This is a genomic window from Moraxella sp. E33BD (assembly GCF_041807865.1).
GTDB classification, from domain to species: domain Bacteria; phylum Pseudomonadota; class Gammaproteobacteria; order Pseudomonadales; family Moraxellaceae; genus Moraxella; species Moraxella haemolytica.
The window spans coordinates 117,035-135,660 of the sequence record NZ_JBGTZD010000003.1; the positions used below are offsets into that span (position 1 = coordinate 117,035).

Genomic DNA, 18,626 nt, shown 5'->3' on the forward strand with positions numbered 1-18,626 from the left:
CTTTATGGAATAAATAGTTATATATTAATTGCTTATATTTTATCTTAAAGTTGGATGTTTGAATATGTCATTTTGCAAATCTTAAAACAAGCCCTGCCAACAATCCGCCATTTAACCGCCATCAAAATAAAACTTCATCAAGATAAATTAAGTCCCAACGCTTTATCCAATAAAATCCGCCCCTTTGGTGTACGCTGGATATAGCCTTGCTGAATCAAATAAGGCTCGATCACATCCTCAAGCGTACCCCTATCCTCCGCCATCGCAGCAGCAATCGCCTCCACACCAGCAGGTCTTCCATCAAAACGCTCAGCAAGCATCAGTAGATAACGACGATCTAAGTGGTCAAGCCCCTGCTTATCCACCGAAAGCATATCCAAAGCCGAGCTTGCAATCAGCTTAGTAACCACACCATCGCCTTTAACCTCGGCATAATCTCGCACACGGCGAAGCAGACGGTTGGCAATACGAGGCGTGCCACGACTTCGGCGTGCCACCTCAATCGCACCATCTTTATTCATGGCAATACCCATAAGCCGTGCCGCACGCTCAACAATGGTGGTCAAATCTGCCACACTATAAAACTCAAGCCTTTGTACAATACCAAATCTATCACGCAACGGAGCGGTCAATAGCCCTGCCCGTGTGGTCGCTGCCACAAGTGTAAACGGTGGCAAATCAAGTTTAATTGAGCGTGCCGCAGGACCTTCACCAATCATAATATCCAGTTGATAGTCCTCCATCGCAGGATATAAAATCTCTTCAATGACAGGACTTAGACGATGAATTTCATCAATAAATAATACATCACCTTCTTCTAAATTGGTGAGCATCGCCGCCAAATCCCCTGCTCGCTCAAGCACAGGTCCTGATGTCGAACGCAGATTGCCACCCATCTCACGAGCTATGATGTTTGCCAGTGTGGTTTTGCCAAGCCCTGGCGGACCAAAAATCAGCGTATGATCAAGAGCTTCGTTACGCTTTCTGGCCGCCGTGATGAATACCTCCATCTGCTCACGCACTTTAGGCTGTCCGATATAATCAGACAAAGTGGCAGGGCGAATCACACGATCAAAAACATCGTCTTTTTTTGGATTGGGGTCAATTAGGCGGTTTTGGTTCATTATGTTATCATCATGATAATGCAAAAAATCAGAGAAAATTACTCATCAAGCATCGTTAAAAAATTATTAAAAATGCGGATTATTATAATGGATTTTTATAATTTTGTCGCCCATTTTAGTGCTTGGTTTGGTTTTTGGGGCTTATAAGGATAGGGTTTTTATTTTATTTTTTGTGTATTATTGTAATCATGCGTTAATCATGATGTCAGTGCATGATGGGTGCAGTTTTCATAAATTCTTAAAAAAATGATTGTAATATCAATCATTTGTAATTACTTTGTGTTTTTTTTCATCCGATAGATTTACGCATTTATTGCTAAAAACCACCCAAAAAGAACAATAACACAACACTTTAATCAAGGATTTATATGACTTTTTGGGCATAAACATTTATGATATGCACATATTCTCTTGGTGTGTTTCTTGATATGACGAACTTTGATATGACGAACTTTGATATAACGCACAAAGCAACAATTTTTAGCATTTGGTTTTTTGATACCCATCTTGATAAAACCATCAAAATAGCTACCCACCTACCTTTATTGACAGCCTTGTTGTGCGTCTGCATCGCTCATGCCAATCCTGATTACACAAGCCCCATGCGAGGCAAAATCTACAAGACCTCCAGCACCACCTTTACTGTTTCTGAATATGAGCTTGCTTTGGTGCAGGTTCTGTCCGAAATTTGTCCGCCCATGCTAAACAACAATCAGCGAGTTCGCTTCGCTCGTGCTTATAATCAGCAGTTGCGTTCATTCATGCCAACCTCCGCCAACCCAAATGATACTCTGCGTCACCTGCACACCCAGCGTGATTATCGAGCCGCCCTACAAAGCGTGCGTGCGTGGACCACCAGCTATCCTGCCGCCCAAAACCGCAGGCTATGCCTACAGTTTGCAGAAGTAGAATTTTGATGCGATGATGGTTTAGTACTTACTTTTAAAAATCACACTTAAAAAACAAGCCAGTCCATCTCACTCCCTTTTTACACCAATTCCTCTCTCAAAAATTACCCCTAATTTAAAAGTCAGCTTGGATTGACTTTTTTATTCCTCAAAATTTTGATAAGATGAACACATAGCCACCTATCAATGTTCACAACAAAAATCGGAATCATAACCATGACCAATCACACCTTTAACCGCCAGTTTCCTCTTACTCGTCTACGCCGTCTGCGTGTTACAGACGGTATTCGTGAGATGGTACAAGAATCCCATCTTAAGCCCTGCCATCTCATCGCACCGCTATTTGTCATTGAAGGGCAAAATGAACGCCAACCAATCAAAAGTATGCCTAATGTTGAACGCTTATCAATTGACTTAACCATTGATTATGTCAAATCGCTATATCGTGAAGGCGTGCGTATGGTGGATATTTTCCCTGTAATCAACCCTTCGCTAAAAAGCCCAAATGGTGAAAATGCTTACCACCCAAACACCTTAGCTGTGCGTGCCATCAAGTCAATCAAGGATGCTTGCCCTAATATGATTGTCATGACCGATGTCGCTTTAGATCCTTATACCACACACGGTCAAGACGGTATTATTGATGAGACAGGTTATGTGATCAATGACATCACCACTGAAGCATTGGTTAAACAGACGCTTGCTCATGCTAATGCTGGGGCAGATGTCATTTCACCATCAGACATGATGGATGGACGCATTCGTGCCATGCGTGAAGCACTTGAAACTGACGGTCATCACAATATTGCCATCATGGCATATTCTGCCAAATACGCATCTGCCTACTACGGTCCATTCCGTGATGCGGTGGGCAGTGCCAGTAACCTAAAAGGTCATAAAAAACAATACCAAATGAATCCTGCTAACCGAGCCGAAGCCCTACATGAAGTCGCTCTAGATATCGCAGAAGGGGCCGATATGGTGATGGTAAAACCAGGACAACCTTATCTAGATGTTGTGCGTGAAGTTAAGGATAACTTTGGTGTGCCGACATTTGCTTATCAAGTCTCTGGCGAATACGCCATGCACATGGCTGCCATCCAAAACGGTTGGCTGACCGAAGCGGTAATTTTAGAAAGCCTGCTTGGGTTTAGAAGAGCGGGCTGTGATGGTATCTTATCTTACTTTTCACTCAAGGCGGCAAGAATGCTAAATGAATGAATACCACTTCCAATCAAGAAGATTTGCATTAAACACTCATTAATCAAGCCCTAGCACCGACCCCAAAATCATGTTAGAATAGAACAATTTTTCAGCCAAAGACTTTTGGTGCATTTTAACCAACAGGTCTTATTTTTCACTTGATGGTACTTCTTATGACACAAATTTCAACCCAACAAAAAACAGACGACACCGCCTTTGATAACGACATTGAAGCACAGCGTCAACAGTTTGAACAAAACGCCCTGCACTACCACGAATACCCAAGACCAGGTAAAATCTCTGTTACCCCCACCAAACAAATCGCCAACCAACGAGACCTAGCTCTTGCTTACTCGCCAGGGGTTGCCGTGCCTTGTCTTGAAATCGAAAAAGACCCAAAACTTGCCTCAAAGTACACCGCTCGTAGTAACTTAGTTGGCGTAATTACCAACGGTACTGCCGTACTTGGTTTGGGCAATATCGGTGCATTAGCATCCAAACCGGTCATGGAAGGTAAAGGCGTGCTATTTAAGAAGTTCGCTGGGATTGATGTCTTTGATATCGAAATTAACGAAACCGACCCCGATAAATTCATTGAGACAGTAGCAAGTCTTGAGCCAACCTTTGGTGGCATCAACCTAGAAGACATTAAAGCCCCAGAATGCTTTAAGATTGAGCGTGAACTGCGTAGCCGTATGAATATTCCAGTATTCCATGACGACCAACACGGCACCGCCATCATCTCAGCTGCCGCCCTACTAAATGCCCTACAGCTTAATGGCAAAAAAATCGAGGAAATCACACTGGTTTGCTCTGGTGCTGGTGCTGCTGCCATCTCATGCCTTGATTTGGCAGTTGCACTTGGTGTAAAAAAAGAAAATATCTATGTGCTAGATTCCAAAGGCGTCATTAGCACCAGTCGTGAAAAACTAGATGAGTCCAAAGCTCGTTTTGCCCGTGCTACTGACAAGACCACACTAGCAGAGGTCATGGTAGGTGCTGATGTTTTCTTAGGTCTGTCAGGTCCAGGTGTTGTTACTCAAGACATGGTTCGCTCTATGGCAAAAGACCCTATCATCTTTGCTTTGGCTAACCCAACCCCTGAAATCATGCCAGAGCTTGCCCATGCGGTGCGTTCAGATGTCATCATGGCAACAGGTCGCTCGGATTACCCCAACCAAGTCAATAACGCCCTATGCTTCCCATACATTTTCCGTGGTGCGTTAGATGTTGGTGCAACAGTGGTAAACGAGGAGATGAAACTTGCCTGCGTACACGCCATCGCTGCTATGGCACATACCGAAGCCACGCCATCTACCGACAGCCAAAAAGATGAGACATCAAAAAGCTTTGGTCGTGATTATCTTATTCCTGGACCACTAGAACCAAATCTTATCTTAGAAATTGCTCCTGCTGTTGCTCGCGCAGCGATGGATTCTGGTGTGGCAACATTGCCAATTAAAGACTTCGATGCGTATCGTCAAAAACTCTTTGAATTCGTCTACAACACCGCACTGGCGATGAAACCTGTTTTCAATAAAGCCAAAGCCGACCCTAAACGCATCGTCTACGCTGAAGGCGAGGACATCAATGTTCTGCGTGCGGTACAGGTTGTGGTGGATGAAAAAATCGCCAAACCTATTCTTGTCGGTCGACCCGATGTCATCAATAAAGAGATCGCCTCTCTTGGTCTGCGTTTGGTTGACGGCAAAAATATCACCATCATCGACCCAAACAATAACCCACACTATGATAGGTACTGCGATTATTTCTACAAAACCAATCAACGCAACGGCGTAAGCCTAGAGCTTGCTCGCCGTGATGTTCGACGCAAGACTACGCTCATCGCCTCACTCATGGTGGAGCTTGGCGACGCTGACGGCTTAATCTGTGGTACATTTGGTTTTTATCATCTACATCTACACTATCTAAACCAAGTCATTGGCAAAAAAGAAGGGGTTCAGAACTTCTATGCCATGAGTGGCGTACTGATGCAAAACCGCAACTTATTCATCGCTGATACCTACATCAATGAAGATCCGACCGCCGAAGAGCTTGCTGAAATGACTGTAATAGCAGCTCAAGCAGTGCGTCGCTTTGGCATCACACCTCGTGTGGCTCTGCTGTCGCATTCAAACTTTGGTGCATCAGACAAAGAATCTGCCATTAAAATGCGTAAGGTACACGAACTACTTACCCAAATGAATGTAGATTTTGAGTTTGATGGCGAAATGCACGGTGATGTCGCCCTAGATGAGCGTATGCGTGAACACAACTATCCATTTAGCACGCTAAAAGGTGCGGCAAACTTACTGATCATGCCAACCTTAGACGCTGCCAATATCGCCTTTAATCTGCTAAAAACAGCCACAGGCTCAGCCGCCCTAGGGCCTATCCTACTCGGTGCGGATAAACCTGTGCATATCTTGACACCATCAGCGACTGCTCGCCGTATCGTAAATATGACAGCCTTGACAGTAACAGATGCACAAGACATGGCAAAATAAACCCACTCGTATCATTAAAAGCACTCATCATTGAGTGCTTTTTTTATGGGTCAATTTAGGATAAAATGATGTTAGTTGGTTAATTGAGAGACCCCATGAAAGTCTATTTAGTCGGTGGTGCGGTGCGAGATGCACTACTTGGTCTGTCCGTCAAGGACAAAGACTTTGTTGTCGTGGGGGCGGATTTTGATACAATGAAGTCGCTTGGATTTAATCAAGTGGGGGCAGATTTTCCTGTATTTTTGCATCCTGATACCCATTTTGAGTACGCTTTAGCCCGTGTGGAACGAAAAAACGGATTGGGCTATCAGGGATTTTCTACTGACACAAAAGGCATAAGTCTTGTTGATGATTTGTTAAGGCGGGATTTGACCATTAACGCCTTAGCAGTGGAGGTGGTAGGGCTGTTTGATGACACGCCAAAAACAGGCGAAGTGATTGATTTTTATGGTGGATTAACTGATTTACAAAACAAAACACTACGCCACATCTCTCCTGCTTTTAGTGAAGACCCACTACGCATTTTACGCACGGTAAGATTTTTGGCACGCTATTTTGCACACGGTTTTAAAATCGCTGACGAAACAATCGTACTCATGCAAACAATGTCAAACGATGGCGAGCTATCTCACCTTAGTCGTGAACGCTTATGGGCAGAAAGCGTAAAGGCAATGGAGAATGGCACAGGGCATATTTATTGGCAGGCATTGAAAGATTTGGCGATTTTACCCCATTTTTTGGCAGAATTGGATGCGTGCTGGCAAAATGACACGGTTTTTAAACAAGCGATTGATGATCTAACTTTGGCAAAAAATTGCAACATAGCAGTACAGTTTGCTATTTTATGCAGCGGTTATTTGGGTGATGACAATTTAAATAAACAGTTAGTCGCTAAAATCGCCCACCAATTAAACACACCCAAATACCCTATCCAAATCGCCAACTTATTGACAGAGTTTGATGATATTTTTAATCAAAAAATCAATGCAACTGATGTGCTTAATCTGATAGAGAAAACCAAAGCTCATCAAGGCAACACACAAACCCTAAATGATGTATTGACCACCATCTTTATCATTCATCGTGGCTTAATAACCAATCAAAATAAGATAGCCCAAATGATACATCAGGCAATCAAACTCTATAAAAGCGTAAGCATCAATGACATCAGCCCTCAGCTAACAGGCAGGGAGATTCATATGGCGTTAAGTAGCGTAAGACAAGACAAAATCAAGCATTTAATCAACGAGTATTTTTCTTATGAATAATAAAGTTGTTCTCGTTACAGGCGGAGCAAGGCGTATCGGTCATGCCATCAGTACCGCCTTTCATCATCAAGGCTATGATGTCATTATCCACCACCATCATAGCCATGCAGATGCACAGGTGCTAGCAAACACACTCAATGCCGTCCGCCCTAACTCCGCTAAGATTATCAAGGCAGACTTATCCATCATCAACAACCATGTTGCCCTTGACGCCTTTAAAAAACAGACCATAGAACTATTTGGCAGGCTTGATGTACTCGTGCATAACGCTTCTAGCTTTTATCCGACCGCCTTAGATGACGGTTTTAAAACATGGCAGGCAGATTGGGACGATTTATTTTTAACCAATGCCAAAGCACCATTATTCTTAAGTCTTGCATTTAAAGATGAACTTGCTCAGCGACAAGGAGTCATCATAAGTTTGCTAGACATTCATGCTCGTGATAAACCTTTTATTGGCTACCCCATCTACAATATGGCAAAATCTGCTCATCTTGGCATGGTGCAGTCTCTCGCCCTAGAACTGGCACCATGCGTGCGTGTCAATGGTGTCTCTCCAGGAGTGAATATTTTTCCTGATGACAACCAAAATGCATCACTAAATCCATCCACCAAAGATGCACTCATCCAGTCCGTCCCACTAGGTCGGATAGGCACTCCTGCCGACATTGCACAGGCGGTCGCATTCTTAGCACACACTCCTTACATCACAGGGCAAGTGATTGCTGTGGATGGTGGTCGCAGTTTGACACTCAAAGGTGGATAATTTTTAGCCCACCACTATCCACCAAGGTGAATATGGTCAAACTACCAAAAACATTCAGACAAAGGTATGTCTTTTTACGCCATATTCTTGCCCAATTATTGCCAATTTTTACCTAAAGTAAAAATTATATTGGCATGCAGTCATTTTTAAGGTAGAATACATCCTTTAATCTTTTGTTTAACAATACCCCAAACTATCCATCAGGCTTTTTGGGTTTTATTTTGTAAAATTTTCGGAGTTGATAGCTTAATCAAATCTCAAACACGCCCGCTAACAGATTTTTAGCTTTGCTAAATTTGCAATCTGCCAAAAGTAAGTTTGATAACAGTATTAGCACCCCAACGCCTTTCTCTGTTCTGCGTTTACGCACGCTTTTTGGAGGACTCTACCGTTGAGTACACCTACTACTAATGTTGCTAAGTTGCAACGAAATCTTGGACTCTGGCATGTCATCATTATTGGCTTAGCCTACATTCAGCCGATGACACTTCTTGATACTTTTGGCCTAGTTTCTAATGAGAGCGGCGGACATGTTCCAATGTCGTATTTATTCGCATTGGTTGCTATTTTGCTCACTTCTATCAGCTATGGGCACATGATTCGTGTCTATCCTTCATCAGGCTCTGCATACACCTACACCCAAAAATCCATTAACCCTGCGATGGGCTTTATGGTGGGTTGGTCAAGTTGGCTAGATTATCTGCTATCGCCGATGGTTAACATCATCTTGGCAAAAATCTACCTAGATGCCCTATTCCCCGAAATTAACAGTTGGGTGTGGGTCATTGGACTTACCGCCATCATGACAGGCGTTAATATCTTTGGTTCTAAGGTGGTGGCATATTTTAACAGTTGGATTGTATTCATTCAGCTTGGTATTATTGCCATCTTTGTCTATCTGACCTACGATGCATTAGCAGGCGGCTTGAACGCTGATGGTCTTATCAGTCCAGAGAATGCCTACCAGTTGTGGAGCATGACACCTTTTTGGGATAGCATGACTTCAGTAGGAGCTTTGATTACTGGTGCAACCATCTTGTGCTTCTCATTTACAGGCTTTGATTCACTGTCAAATCTTGCCGAAGAGACCAAAGATGCCAAAAACACCCTGCCAAGAGCGATGATTCTAACTACGCTGATTGCAGGTGTTGTGTTCATCATCAGTACTTATTTCATGCAAATCTATTTCCCAAACAACCCTGCTACCTACTTTAAGTTGATTGATGAGACTCAACCTGAAATTTTAGAAGCCGTCGGTGGTGCCGCCTTTAAAGGTTGGGTACTAAGCTTTGCCATCATCACAGTTATGGCGTCTGGTATTTCAGCACACGCAGGCGTATCTCGTTTGATGTATGTCATGGGTCGTGATGGCGTGATCAGCAACAAAATCTTTGGTCAAATTAGTCCACGCTTCTTTACACCAGTGAATAATATCTTAATTGCAGGTGCAATTGCTCTAACAGCAGGCTTTATCAGCTTAGAATCAGTAGTAAACTTGATCAGCTTTGGTGCATTAACCGCATTTAGCTTCGTCAATTTGTCGGTGATTTTCCGCTATGCTTTCCGTGATAAAAAAGTCAATACCGCCAAAGACATTCTAAGCTATATCATCGTTCCTGTACTTGGCTTCATCAGCGTGTTTTTGATGTGGATAGAAGTGGATCATCAGACACTAAAAGTCGGTTTGGTATGGGCATCTATTGGATTTGTGTGGCTTGGCATCAAAACCGCAGGCTTCAAAAAACCTGTCCCCCAATATCGTGAAGAAGATGTATAATCATTCCTTCATACAAAAACCCCATCTCATGATGGGGTTTTTACTTTCCAAAAGCAGTTAAATTACCACAATAAACAAGCATAATCTTACCATCTAAATTTCATCATCTATCAGTACGCAACAAGATGGTGTATGATGCCCAATCTAGTTTTACTTGACTAGCCTTTTTACTCCAAGTGCTTATTCAACATAAAAAATTCTAACAATCTATGCTAAAATGATGAAAACTTTTATCAAGACCGTTCAGCCATCATGCTAGAAATCCGTCATTTACAGATGCTCTCAACCCTTGCCCGTCACGGCTCTCTTGCGACGACCGCCAACGAGTTAAACCTAACCGCATCCGCCATCAGCCATCAACTAAAAGAGTTGGAGAATTACTATGGCATCACACTGGTCAATCGCCGTAGCCGTCCTGTCAATTTTACGCCTGCAGGTCGCCTTATCTTACAGTTGGCGGATAATATTCTCCCTCAGGTAGCACGCACTAAGTCCGACATCAAGCGACTGGCACACGGACAATCAGGACAACTTAGATTGGCAAGTGAATGCCACAGTTGCTTTGATTGGCTGATGCCAATTTTAAATATCTATCGCAAAGAGTACAGTGATGTTGAGCTTGATTTTGCCACAGGATTTGAGCCAGATCCACATCAGATGCTCATCGATGGCGATATTGACCTGCTAATCACAGCCAGTCATTTGTCGACTGAGGATATTCATTATCAGCCCCTATTTACCTACGAAAGCCGTCTGGTACTCTCGCCCGCTCATCGCTTAGCCAGCAAAAACACCATTCACCCAAACGACTTGGCAACCGAAACCCTAATCGCCTATCCTGTAGAACAAAAACGCCTTGATATCATCGCTAAGTTCTTAGAACCAAAAGGCATTGAACCCAAAAGTATTCGCACCACCGAACTGACCGCCATGCTCATTCAGCTGGTCGCCAGCGAACGAGGTGTAGCAGCCCTACCTGACTGGGTGGTGTCAGAATACGAAAAAAAAGGTTGGGTGGTTAGTCGCCCTTTAGCTGATGGCGTGCATTGTCAGCTGTATGCAGCAGTGCGTTCAAGCAGTCTTAATATGGTGTATATGCGTGGGCTTTTAGCACTGTTTGATGACATCAAAAAACCCACCACCTAAATAATCAGTCCCAATGATGCTTTTTGACCGTTAATAAGGCTGATGAGACTAAATTTAGCTAAATGTATATATTTTTTAAATAAATGGTAATGGTATTTTTATCATGCAAACAATATTATTACTTTAGCATCATCAATGATATAATGACAACGCAATAAATGGACTTAGTTACAAGTGCAGATACCATCACTTGTGATGACGCTGGATATTTGGTTGATACCAATCACAGCATTCCCCCTATTTACAACATGACAATCTGGAGTTTTTATGAGTAAATCTACCATCATCTATACCTATACAGATGAAGCCCCTGCCCTAGCAACGCATTCTTTATTACCAATCGTTCAAGCCTTTACCAAAAGTTCTGACATCAATTTTGTAACTAGCGACATCTCACTTGCCGGTCGTATTCTGTCTCAGTTTCCTGAATACCTAAGCCCAGAACAACGCACTACTGATGCACTTGCTGAACTTGGCGAACTTGTAAAGCAGCCAGACGCCAATGTCATCAAACTGCCAAACATTTCTGCGTCTATGCCACAACTACTGGCGACCATCAAAGAACTACAAAGTGGCGGTTATGCCGTGCCTGACTATCCAGCAGATGCAACCACCGATGAACAAAAAGACATTCAAGCACGCTATGACCGTGTCAAAGGCTCAGCTGTAAACCCAGTTTTGCGTGAAGGCAACTCTGATCGCCGTGCCCCAAAAGCGGTAAAAAACTTTGCCAAAAAATTCCCACACTCAATGGGTGCATGGACAACCGACTCAAAAACCCATGTCGCTACCATGTCAGATCATGACTTTTTTCACAACGAAAAATCATTCACCGCACCTGTTGCAATGAATGCCAATATCATCTTTACTGACAATACTGGCAACCGCACCGAACTACGCAAGCCTGTGGCACTACAAGCAGGTGAAGTGCTTGATGCAACCGTCATGAACAAAAACGCCTTGATTGCGTTCTTAAGCCGTGAAATCCAAGATGCTAAAGAAAAAGGCGTGTTATTTAGTTTGCACATGAAAGCCACCATGATGAAAGTCTCCGACCCCATCATCTTTGGTCATGCGGTTAAAGCGTTTTTTGCTCCAGTGTTTGAAAAATTTGGCAACGAACTAAACAGTGCCGGCATCAATGTCAATAATGGGCTAGGCAACCTATTTGCCAATCTAGACAAACTAGAAGCCAATACTCGCACCGATGTAGAGACCTTGATCGCCAAGTCATTCTATGAAGGCCCTAGCATTGCGATGGTAGATTCCAATAAAGGTATTACCAACCTGCATGTGCCAAGCGATGTGATTATTGATGCGTCAATTCCTGCAATGATTCGTACCTCAGGTCGTATGTGGAACGCCGATGGTGAACTTCAAGATACCAAAATTACCATTCCTGACAGCACCTACGCACCGCTATATGAAACCGTGGTTGCATTCTGCAAAAAGCATGGTGCATTCGACCCAACTACCATGGGTACTGTGCCAAATGTCGGTCTAATGGCTCAAAAGGCTGAAGAATATGGTTCGCACGACAAGACCTTTGAAATCAAAGGTGCAGGCAAGGTAGAAGTGATTGACGATGCAGGCAATGTGTTGCTATCGCACGAAGTGCAAGACGGCGACATTTGGCGTGCCTGCCAAACCAAAGACGCTGCCATCAAAGATTGGGTACAACTTGCAGTGAACCGTGCTCGCCTTTCAGACACGCCTGCGGTATTTTGGTTAGATGCCAATCGTGCACACGATGCCGAACTCATCAAAAAAGTTAACACCTATCTTGGCGAGCTTGACACCGATGGTTTGGACTTACGCATCTTGTCTATCGCTGACGCTACCCAATTCACCCTTGAGCGTCTAAAAGATGGACAAGACACCATCAGTGTAACAGGTAATGTACTGCGTGATTATCTAACCGACCTATTCCCAATTTTAGAGCTTGGCACATCAGCCAAGATGCTATCTATTGTGCCTTTGATGAACGGTGGTGGTATGTTTGAGACTGGTGCTGGCGGTAGTGCACCAAAACATGTTCAGCAGTTCAACGAAGAAAACCATCTGCGTTGGGATAGCTTGGGCGAGTTCTTGGCACTGGCGGTATCACTAGAGCATACCGCTCAAAAAACTGGCAACGCCAAAGCTCAAGTATTGGCTAACACCCTAGATGCTGCTACCGAAAAACTACTACTAAATGACAAATCACCGAAGCGTAAAGCAGGTGAGCTTGACAACCGTGGTAGCCACTACTATCTGGCAAAATATTGGGCAGAGGAGCTAGCAGCTCAAAGCACTGATACGGCATTGGCAGCGGAATTTGCTCCAATTGCACAAGCATTATCAGAAAACGAGACTGCCATTATTAACGAGCTAAATGGCGTACAAGGAAAACCAGTTGATACCAAAGGCTACTATGCTGCCGACCGTGATGTATTAACTGCTACCATGCGTCCAAGCGAGACCTTTAATCGCATCATTGCACAGCTATAAACCCAACCACAAAAAACTGCCATCTAACTAGGTGGCATTTTTATTCTTAACACATAAAACACCTATTATGAAAAAACTTCTAATCAATCTTTGTGGCTATCTGCTGATATTCTTGGTAATATACAGTGCCGTTAACTTTTGGCGAGCTCCTGCCATGCCAAAAGTTCCGCAACTGACCTATCTTCAGCACCAGACACCAATTGATGTCATCGCCCAAAGCCATAAAGAACCAGTATTGCTCTACTTCTGGGGAACTTGGTGTAGTATCTGCCGATTCACCACACCCAACATTCAGCAGCTACATCAGACAGGCACACCCATTGTCTCTGTGGCGGTCAAATCAGACAGCACCGATGAGCTTAGTACTTACCTACAAACTCACGACTATGATTTTATCGTCATCAATGACCTAGCAGGGGATATCTTTGCCGACTGGCAAGGTAAGGTTGTGCCAACTTTTATCATTTTAAAAGATGGTGAAATTAAACAAAGTTTCACAGGATTTGCCCCACTTTGGTCATTAAAAGCTCGGTTGTGGTTTGCTCGTTTATAAATGTCAACAAAACTTCATCACACGATAGGCTTGTGTTATAATGTTTGTTTTAATGGCATACTTTTTTAATACCCCTTTTATCATTGACGGTTATTCAAGAGCATCATGAATACACACAGCACAAACACCCAAGGCACACTATTTATCATCACCGCCGCATCAGGTACGGGCAAAACCAGTCTGGTTAAAGAACTGCTAGCAAGCACCGAACAGCTAAAAGTGAGTATCTCTCACACCACACGAGACCCCAGACCTGCCGAAATAGATGGCGTACATTACCACTTTACAACCAAGGACGACTTTGAACAACTCATCAAAAACGGTGCGTTCTTTGAATATGCCAAAGTCTTTGGCAATTACTACGGCACTTCCAAACAGGCTGTTGATGACCTACTTCATCAAGGAATTGATGTTGTCTTGGAAATTGACTGGCAAGGAGCTTTGCAGGTCAAAGAAAAGTTTGAGCACGCAGTGATGATTTTTATTTTACCGCCAAGCAAAGATACTCTAAAACTCCGCCTATCAAATCGTGGTCAGGACAGCATTGAGGTTATCAATACTCGATTGGCAGGTGCTACTCATGAGATGCAACATTATCATCACTTTGATTATGTGGTCATCAATGACGATTTTAACCAAGCGTTAACCGACTTACAGTCCATCATTACTGCCAATCGACTGACACTCGCCAAACAACAAAGTCGCCATCACACGCTCATCAGCTCCCTATTATCACAAGACTGATATATTGCTAATTGCCATCAGCATTTTAAGAACCTTGTTCTTGATGAACCGATGGCAAATTCAGGCATTTGTTACCATCATTGATGCCACACAAGAAAGATGGGTAGCATCAATGATGGTGCCTATCAGACTTGCTCGCACCGTCCGCCATCAGCTAAATCGGCAGCAATGGCAACGATAGGTTTAATTCGCTTTGTCCGTACCATTTCAAACACTCTGATTATTTAAGACAACATATGTTACCAACCCCTGAACTGATGATTTATCTGCTTGATATGGTGGGTATCATCGCTTGCTCTATCGCAGGCACAACCTTAGCCCTGCACCGAAAATTTGACTTTTTTGGTTGTATTTTGGTCTCAATGGTCAATGCCATCGGCGGTGGAACGATTCGTGATGTCATGCTAGACCGCCACCCACTATTTTGGATGACCGATCTGAACTATATTATCATCATCACATTGACATCGCTCATTTGTCAGATGTTTTTTAGCTATTACCAAAAAATTGATTGGACGCTCAAATTCTTTGATGCAGTGGGTCTGGCCGCATTTAGCATCATCGGACTAAAGGTTGGGCTGTCTTTTGGAGCCCATCCATTCATTGCAGTCATGATGGCGGTATTAACAAGCATCGCAGGTGGCATCATGCGTGATATGATTTGCAACGAAATTCCACTGGTATTACAAAAAGAAATCTACATCAGTGCCAGTATCATCGGTTCAGTGGTGTACTTTCTTTTGGGTTATCTAGGTGTTGTCAATGGCATTCAAGACACTTTAGCCTTAGGCATCATCTTTGGGGTTAGAATGCTTGCCATTCGTTTTGACTGGCATCTACCATCCATTCGCCTGCTATGATTGTTTGTTTAAGTCTTTATCAAAAAACCTGCCGATACGACAGGTTTTTTGATAAAAGAACCAAGTTAATCGTAATCAAATGCCAATTTATGACAAATAACGCCCCACCAAACTTACCAATAACTGAATGTGTCGCTCATCGGTGTTTAAGGCAGGGATATACTGATAGGACTTACCGCCTGCATTCATAAAGTTATCACGGTTCTCTACCGCAAGTTCTTCTAGGGTTTCAAGGCAATCAGCACTAAAGGCAGGGCTTAGTACTTGTACAGACAGCCCTTCTGCACCCCATTGGGTTAATAGTTCATCAGTATAGGGTTTTAGCCACTCTTGTGCCCCAAAACGAGATTGAAAACTAATCGCCCACTCATCATCATTAAGACCTAGCTCGCCTGCGACTAGCGTTGCTGTGCGATGACATTGCTCAGCGTACGGATCGCCTTTATCAACATAAGGTTTTGGAATGCCATGAAAACTCATTAAAAGACGCTCAGCACGCCCATGCACCGCCCAGAATCTACGAATACTGTCTGCCAAAGCCTGTATATACAGTGGATGATCATGATAATCACCCACAAACTGAATGGCCGGCATATGACGCTGTGCCTTGCAGTAGTCTGCCACTTTATCAAAGACAGCGGCGGTCGTGGTCGCTGAATACTGTGGATATAATGAAAGGACAATAATGTCATCATACCCCTTAGCTTGTAGCTCTTGTAGTACCTGCTTGATGTTTGGATTGCCGTAAGTGGTAGCAGGAAATACAGAAATACATTTGCCCATCTCAAAGAGTTTGTGCTCAAGCTGACTTGCCTGTGCCTTTAAAATCGCAAGCAGTGGCGACCCCTTATCCGTCCATACACTTTCATAGGCATGAGCCACACGCTTAGGGCGAGTGGTCAATACAAATAGATTTAGGATAATCTGCCAAATAAACGATGGCATCTCAATCACTCGGGTATCGGACAAAAACTCACGCAAGTAGCGACGCACTGCCTGCGGTGTTGGCTCATCTGGTGTACCTAGATTGACAAGGATAATGGCTGTTTTCATGTGCTTATTTTAACTTATTTTAGCAACTGTCTTATTAAAACTTTTTGATTGATGTACATTGTTACAATGCGACTTAGTGTACCATTTTTTTATCAAAAATAGCAGTCTATTTGTATCAATAATTTAATTTGGTTAAATCAAAAAACCGCCAAGTCGCCATCAGCCAAGCAAACTTTGCCAAAATTCTTTATCAAGCTGACCAAGTCATTGATTAAGAGCCAAACAAAATGCTACAATAACCCCTTTTAATTCACTACAAAAACAAACAAAAAATGGATAATTTTCGTGCAATCTCACAACCAAGCACCTTATCTTGACCCAACTTCTGTTGGAATAGTTACACCCCAAACCCTGCATTTTAACCAGCCATTACGCCTAGAATGCGAACAAGTACTGCCAAGTTTTGACCTTGTTATTGAAACTTATGGCACACTAAATCCTGACAAAACCAACGCCATCTTAATCTGCCATGCTCTATCAGGCTCGCACCACGCCGCAGGCTATCATTCGCCTGACGATACCAAAGCAGGCTGGTGGGACAATCTGATTGGCAATGGCAAGACGATAGACACGAGCCGATTTTTGGTGGTGTGTCTCAACAACATCGGATCATGTCATGGTTCAACAGGTCCAACATCGATTAACCCTGCCACAGGTGAGATTTGGGGGGCGGATTTTCCCCTTATCACCATTAAAGATTGGGTGAGAACCCAAGTCATGCTCTCTGACCGCTTAGGCATTGCCAAATGGCACGCCATCATCGGTGGCTCAATGGGTGGCATGCAAGCCCTGCAATGGTCGGTCGATTACCCAAGCCGTTTAGAGCGAGCGGTCATCATCGCAAGTACTCCTAAGCTATCCGCCCAAAATATTGCCTTTAATGAAGTGGCACGCCAGTCTATCTTATCCGACCCTGACTTTCATGATGGTTGGTATCTAAAGCACGGTACTTATCCTAAACGGGGGCTGATATTGGCTCGCATGGTTGGGCATATTACTTACATCACCGAAGAGGCCATGAGAGCTAAGTTTGGGCGTGATTTAAAGTCGGGCAAATTCATGTATGGCTTTGATGTGGAATTTGAGGTGGAGAGTTATTTGCGTTATCAAGGTGAGCGGTTTAGCAAAAATTTTGATGCCAACACTTACCTGCTGATGACCAAAGCCCTTGACTACTTTGACCCAACACGGGATTATACGACCGATCACTTAGATGAAAAAGAAGCACTCAAGCAGACCCTTGCTCGTACCGAATGCAAGTTTCTGATCGTCTCGTTCACGACTGACTGGCGGTTTAGCCCAGAGCGTTCGGTGGAAATTGTTGATGCACTCATGGCAAATGATAAGCCTGTTAGCTTTGTTAATGTAGATGCACCTCATGGGCATGATTCGTTCTTATTTGACATTGACCGCTACACCAGTGCCGTTCGAGGGTTTTTAAATGCTCCTACCATCAATTTCACTCACAAACAGCATGACAAAAACCATCTTAGCTGACAAGGCTATAAACCAAGCAAAGACTCAAGCCTTATTTATCGACCTACTTTTAACCACCAAGAAAAACCATGAATATAGACCATCAATTAGCCGAAAACTGGATAACACAAGGTGCTAAAGTCCTAGATTTAGGCTGTGGCGATGGCACGCTACTGGCTCACTTGCATGAGCGTCTGGGCGTGTCAGGTTATGGCATTGAAATTGATTCCAATAAAATCAATCAAGCCATCGCCAAAGGGCTAAACATCGTAGAGCAAGACCTAAACGATGGCTTGGCTCGCTTCGCTGATAACAGCTTTGATACAGTCGTCATGACTCGTGCCTTGCAAGCAGTCAAAAACCCCCAAGATTTATTAAACGACATGCTTCGTGTTGCTAAGTTTGGCATTGTAACTTTTCCCAACTTTGCCTACTGGCAAAACCGAATGTATCTAGGCATTAAAGGCATCATGCCCATCAGTGAGACCCTGCCCCATCAGTGGTATGACACGCCAAACATACACCTATGCACTTTCAAGGATTTTGAGAAACTCTGCCACGATAACGACATTCGTATTCTTGAAACAGTCGCTCTATGGGACAACCCAAACCAAAAAATCCCAGCGTTTATCCGCAATAAAATCGTCAAAGTCGCTCCCAATCTATTGGCAGATGTGGCGGTGTATCGCATTACAAAACTACGCTAACACCCACCTTAGGCTTGATTTATCCATTGAGTTTTTTAGCATAA

The 18,626-nt window shown here is 43.5% G+C and carries 16 protein-coding genes; 14 read left to right on the plus strand and 2 right to left on the minus strand.

What is annotated here, in order from left to right:
• Positions 1-137 precede the first annotated feature (137 nt).
• Positions 138-1,124, minus strand: a complete 987-nt coding sequence (gene ruvB, locus ACERC6_RS02660; protein ID WP_284673212.1) for a Holliday junction branch migration DNA helicase RuvB — start codon at positions 1,122-1,124, stop codon at positions 138-140.
• A gap of 428 nt (positions 1,125-1,552) precedes the next feature.
• Here ruvB and ACERC6_RS02665 point away from each other — a divergent pair, with 428 nt between their 5' ends.
• The 12 genes from ACERC6_RS02665 (at position 1,553) to ACERC6_RS02720 (ending at position 15,346) form a co-directional block, all read left to right on the plus strand.
• On the plus strand, positions 1,553-2,041 hold the full coding sequence (locus ACERC6_RS02665; protein ID WP_373627670.1) for an MCR_0457 family protein: 489 nt from the start codon (positions 1,553-1,555) through the stop codon (positions 2,039-2,041).
• Positions 2,042-2,248: 207 nt separating this feature from the next.
• Positions 2,249-3,253, plus strand: coding sequence for a porphobilinogen synthase (gene hemB / locus ACERC6_RS02670; protein WP_373627669.1), 1,005 nt, complete (start codon positions 2,249-2,251; stop codon positions 3,251-3,253).
• Positions 3,254-3,408: 155 nt separating this feature from the next.
• Positions 3,409-5,742, plus strand: coding sequence for an NADP-dependent malic enzyme (locus ACERC6_RS02675; RefSeq protein WP_284673215.1), 2,334 nt, complete (start codon positions 3,409-3,411; stop codon positions 5,740-5,742).
• 95 nt (positions 5,743-5,837) lie between these two features.
• A complete protein-coding gene (locus ACERC6_RS02680; protein ID WP_373627667.1) occupies positions 5,838-7,010 on the plus strand; it encodes a tRNA nucleotidyltransferase in 1,173 nt (390 codons plus the stop codon).
• Entirely contained in the window at positions 7,003-7,776 is a 774-nt protein-coding gene (locus ACERC6_RS02685; protein ID WP_373627666.1) for a pteridine reductase, read from the plus strand. The genes ACERC6_RS02680 and ACERC6_RS02685 overlap by 8 nt, the downstream gene beginning before the upstream one ends.
• A gap of 391 nt (positions 7,777-8,167) precedes the next feature.
• Positions 8,168-9,553, plus strand: a complete 1,386-nt coding sequence (locus ACERC6_RS02690) for an APC family permease (protein ID WP_284673218.1) — start codon at positions 8,168-8,170, stop codon at positions 9,551-9,553.
• A 252-nt stretch (positions 9,554-9,805) separates the two neighbouring features.
• Positions 9,806-10,699 carry a LysR family transcriptional regulator gene (locus ACERC6_RS02695; RefSeq protein ID WP_373627664.1) on the plus strand — a complete coding sequence of 298 codons (894 nt, stop codon included), beginning with the start codon at positions 9,806-9,808 and terminating at the stop codon, positions 10,697-10,699.
• A gap of 267 nt (positions 10,700-10,966) precedes the next feature.
• Positions 10,967-13,189 carry an NADP-dependent isocitrate dehydrogenase gene (locus ACERC6_RS02700; protein WP_373627662.1) on the plus strand — a complete coding sequence of 741 codons (2,223 nt, stop codon included), beginning with the start codon at positions 10,967-10,969 and terminating at the stop codon, positions 13,187-13,189.
• A gap of 67 nt (positions 13,190-13,256) precedes the next feature.
• Positions 13,257-13,742 carry a protein disulfide oxidoreductase gene (locus ACERC6_RS02705; protein ID WP_373627660.1) on the plus strand — a complete coding sequence of 162 codons (486 nt, stop codon included), beginning with the start codon at positions 13,257-13,259 and terminating at the stop codon, positions 13,740-13,742.
• A 105-nt stretch (positions 13,743-13,847) separates the two neighbouring features.
• The gene (gene gmk / locus ACERC6_RS02710; RefSeq protein WP_373627659.1) at positions 13,848-14,486 is read left to right on the plus strand and encodes a guanylate kinase; all 639 of its coding nucleotides are present in this window, start codon (positions 13,848-13,850) and stop codon (positions 14,484-14,486) included.
• A gap of 43 nt (positions 14,487-14,529) precedes the next feature.
• Positions 14,530-14,667, plus strand: coding sequence for a hypothetical protein (locus ACERC6_RS02715; protein ID WP_373627658.1), 138 nt, complete (start codon positions 14,530-14,532; stop codon positions 14,665-14,667).
• A gap of 55 nt (positions 14,668-14,722) precedes the next feature.
• Positions 14,723-15,346 (plus strand): trimeric intracellular cation channel family protein, encoded by a 624-nt coding sequence (locus tag ACERC6_RS02720; protein ID WP_284673224.1) that lies wholly within the window; start codon positions 14,723-14,725, stop codon positions 15,344-15,346.
• 87 nt (positions 15,347-15,433) lie between these two features.
• Here the strand turns inward: ACERC6_RS02720 and hemH are convergent, their stop codons facing one another.
• Complete coding sequence (hemH, locus tag ACERC6_RS02725) at positions 15,434-16,399, minus strand: ferrochelatase (protein ID WP_373627657.1); 966 nt, start codon at positions 16,397-16,399, stop codon at positions 15,434-15,436.
• A gap of 285 nt (positions 16,400-16,684) precedes the next feature.
• On the opposite strand from hemH, the gene ACERC6_RS02730 reads away from it, so the two are divergent.
• Both ACERC6_RS02730 and metW read left to right on the plus strand, forming a co-directional pair.
• Complete coding sequence (locus tag ACERC6_RS02730; protein WP_373627656.1) at positions 16,685-17,896, plus strand: homoserine O-acetyltransferase; 1,212 nt, start codon at positions 16,685-16,687, stop codon at positions 17,894-17,896.
• A gap of 68 nt (positions 17,897-17,964) precedes the next feature.
• Positions 17,965-18,582: a methionine biosynthesis protein MetW gene (metW, locus tag ACERC6_RS02735; RefSeq protein WP_373627655.1), complete on the plus strand. Its 618-nt coding sequence runs from the start codon at positions 17,965-17,967 to the stop codon at positions 18,580-18,582.
• Positions 18,583-18,626 lie beyond the last annotated feature (44 nt).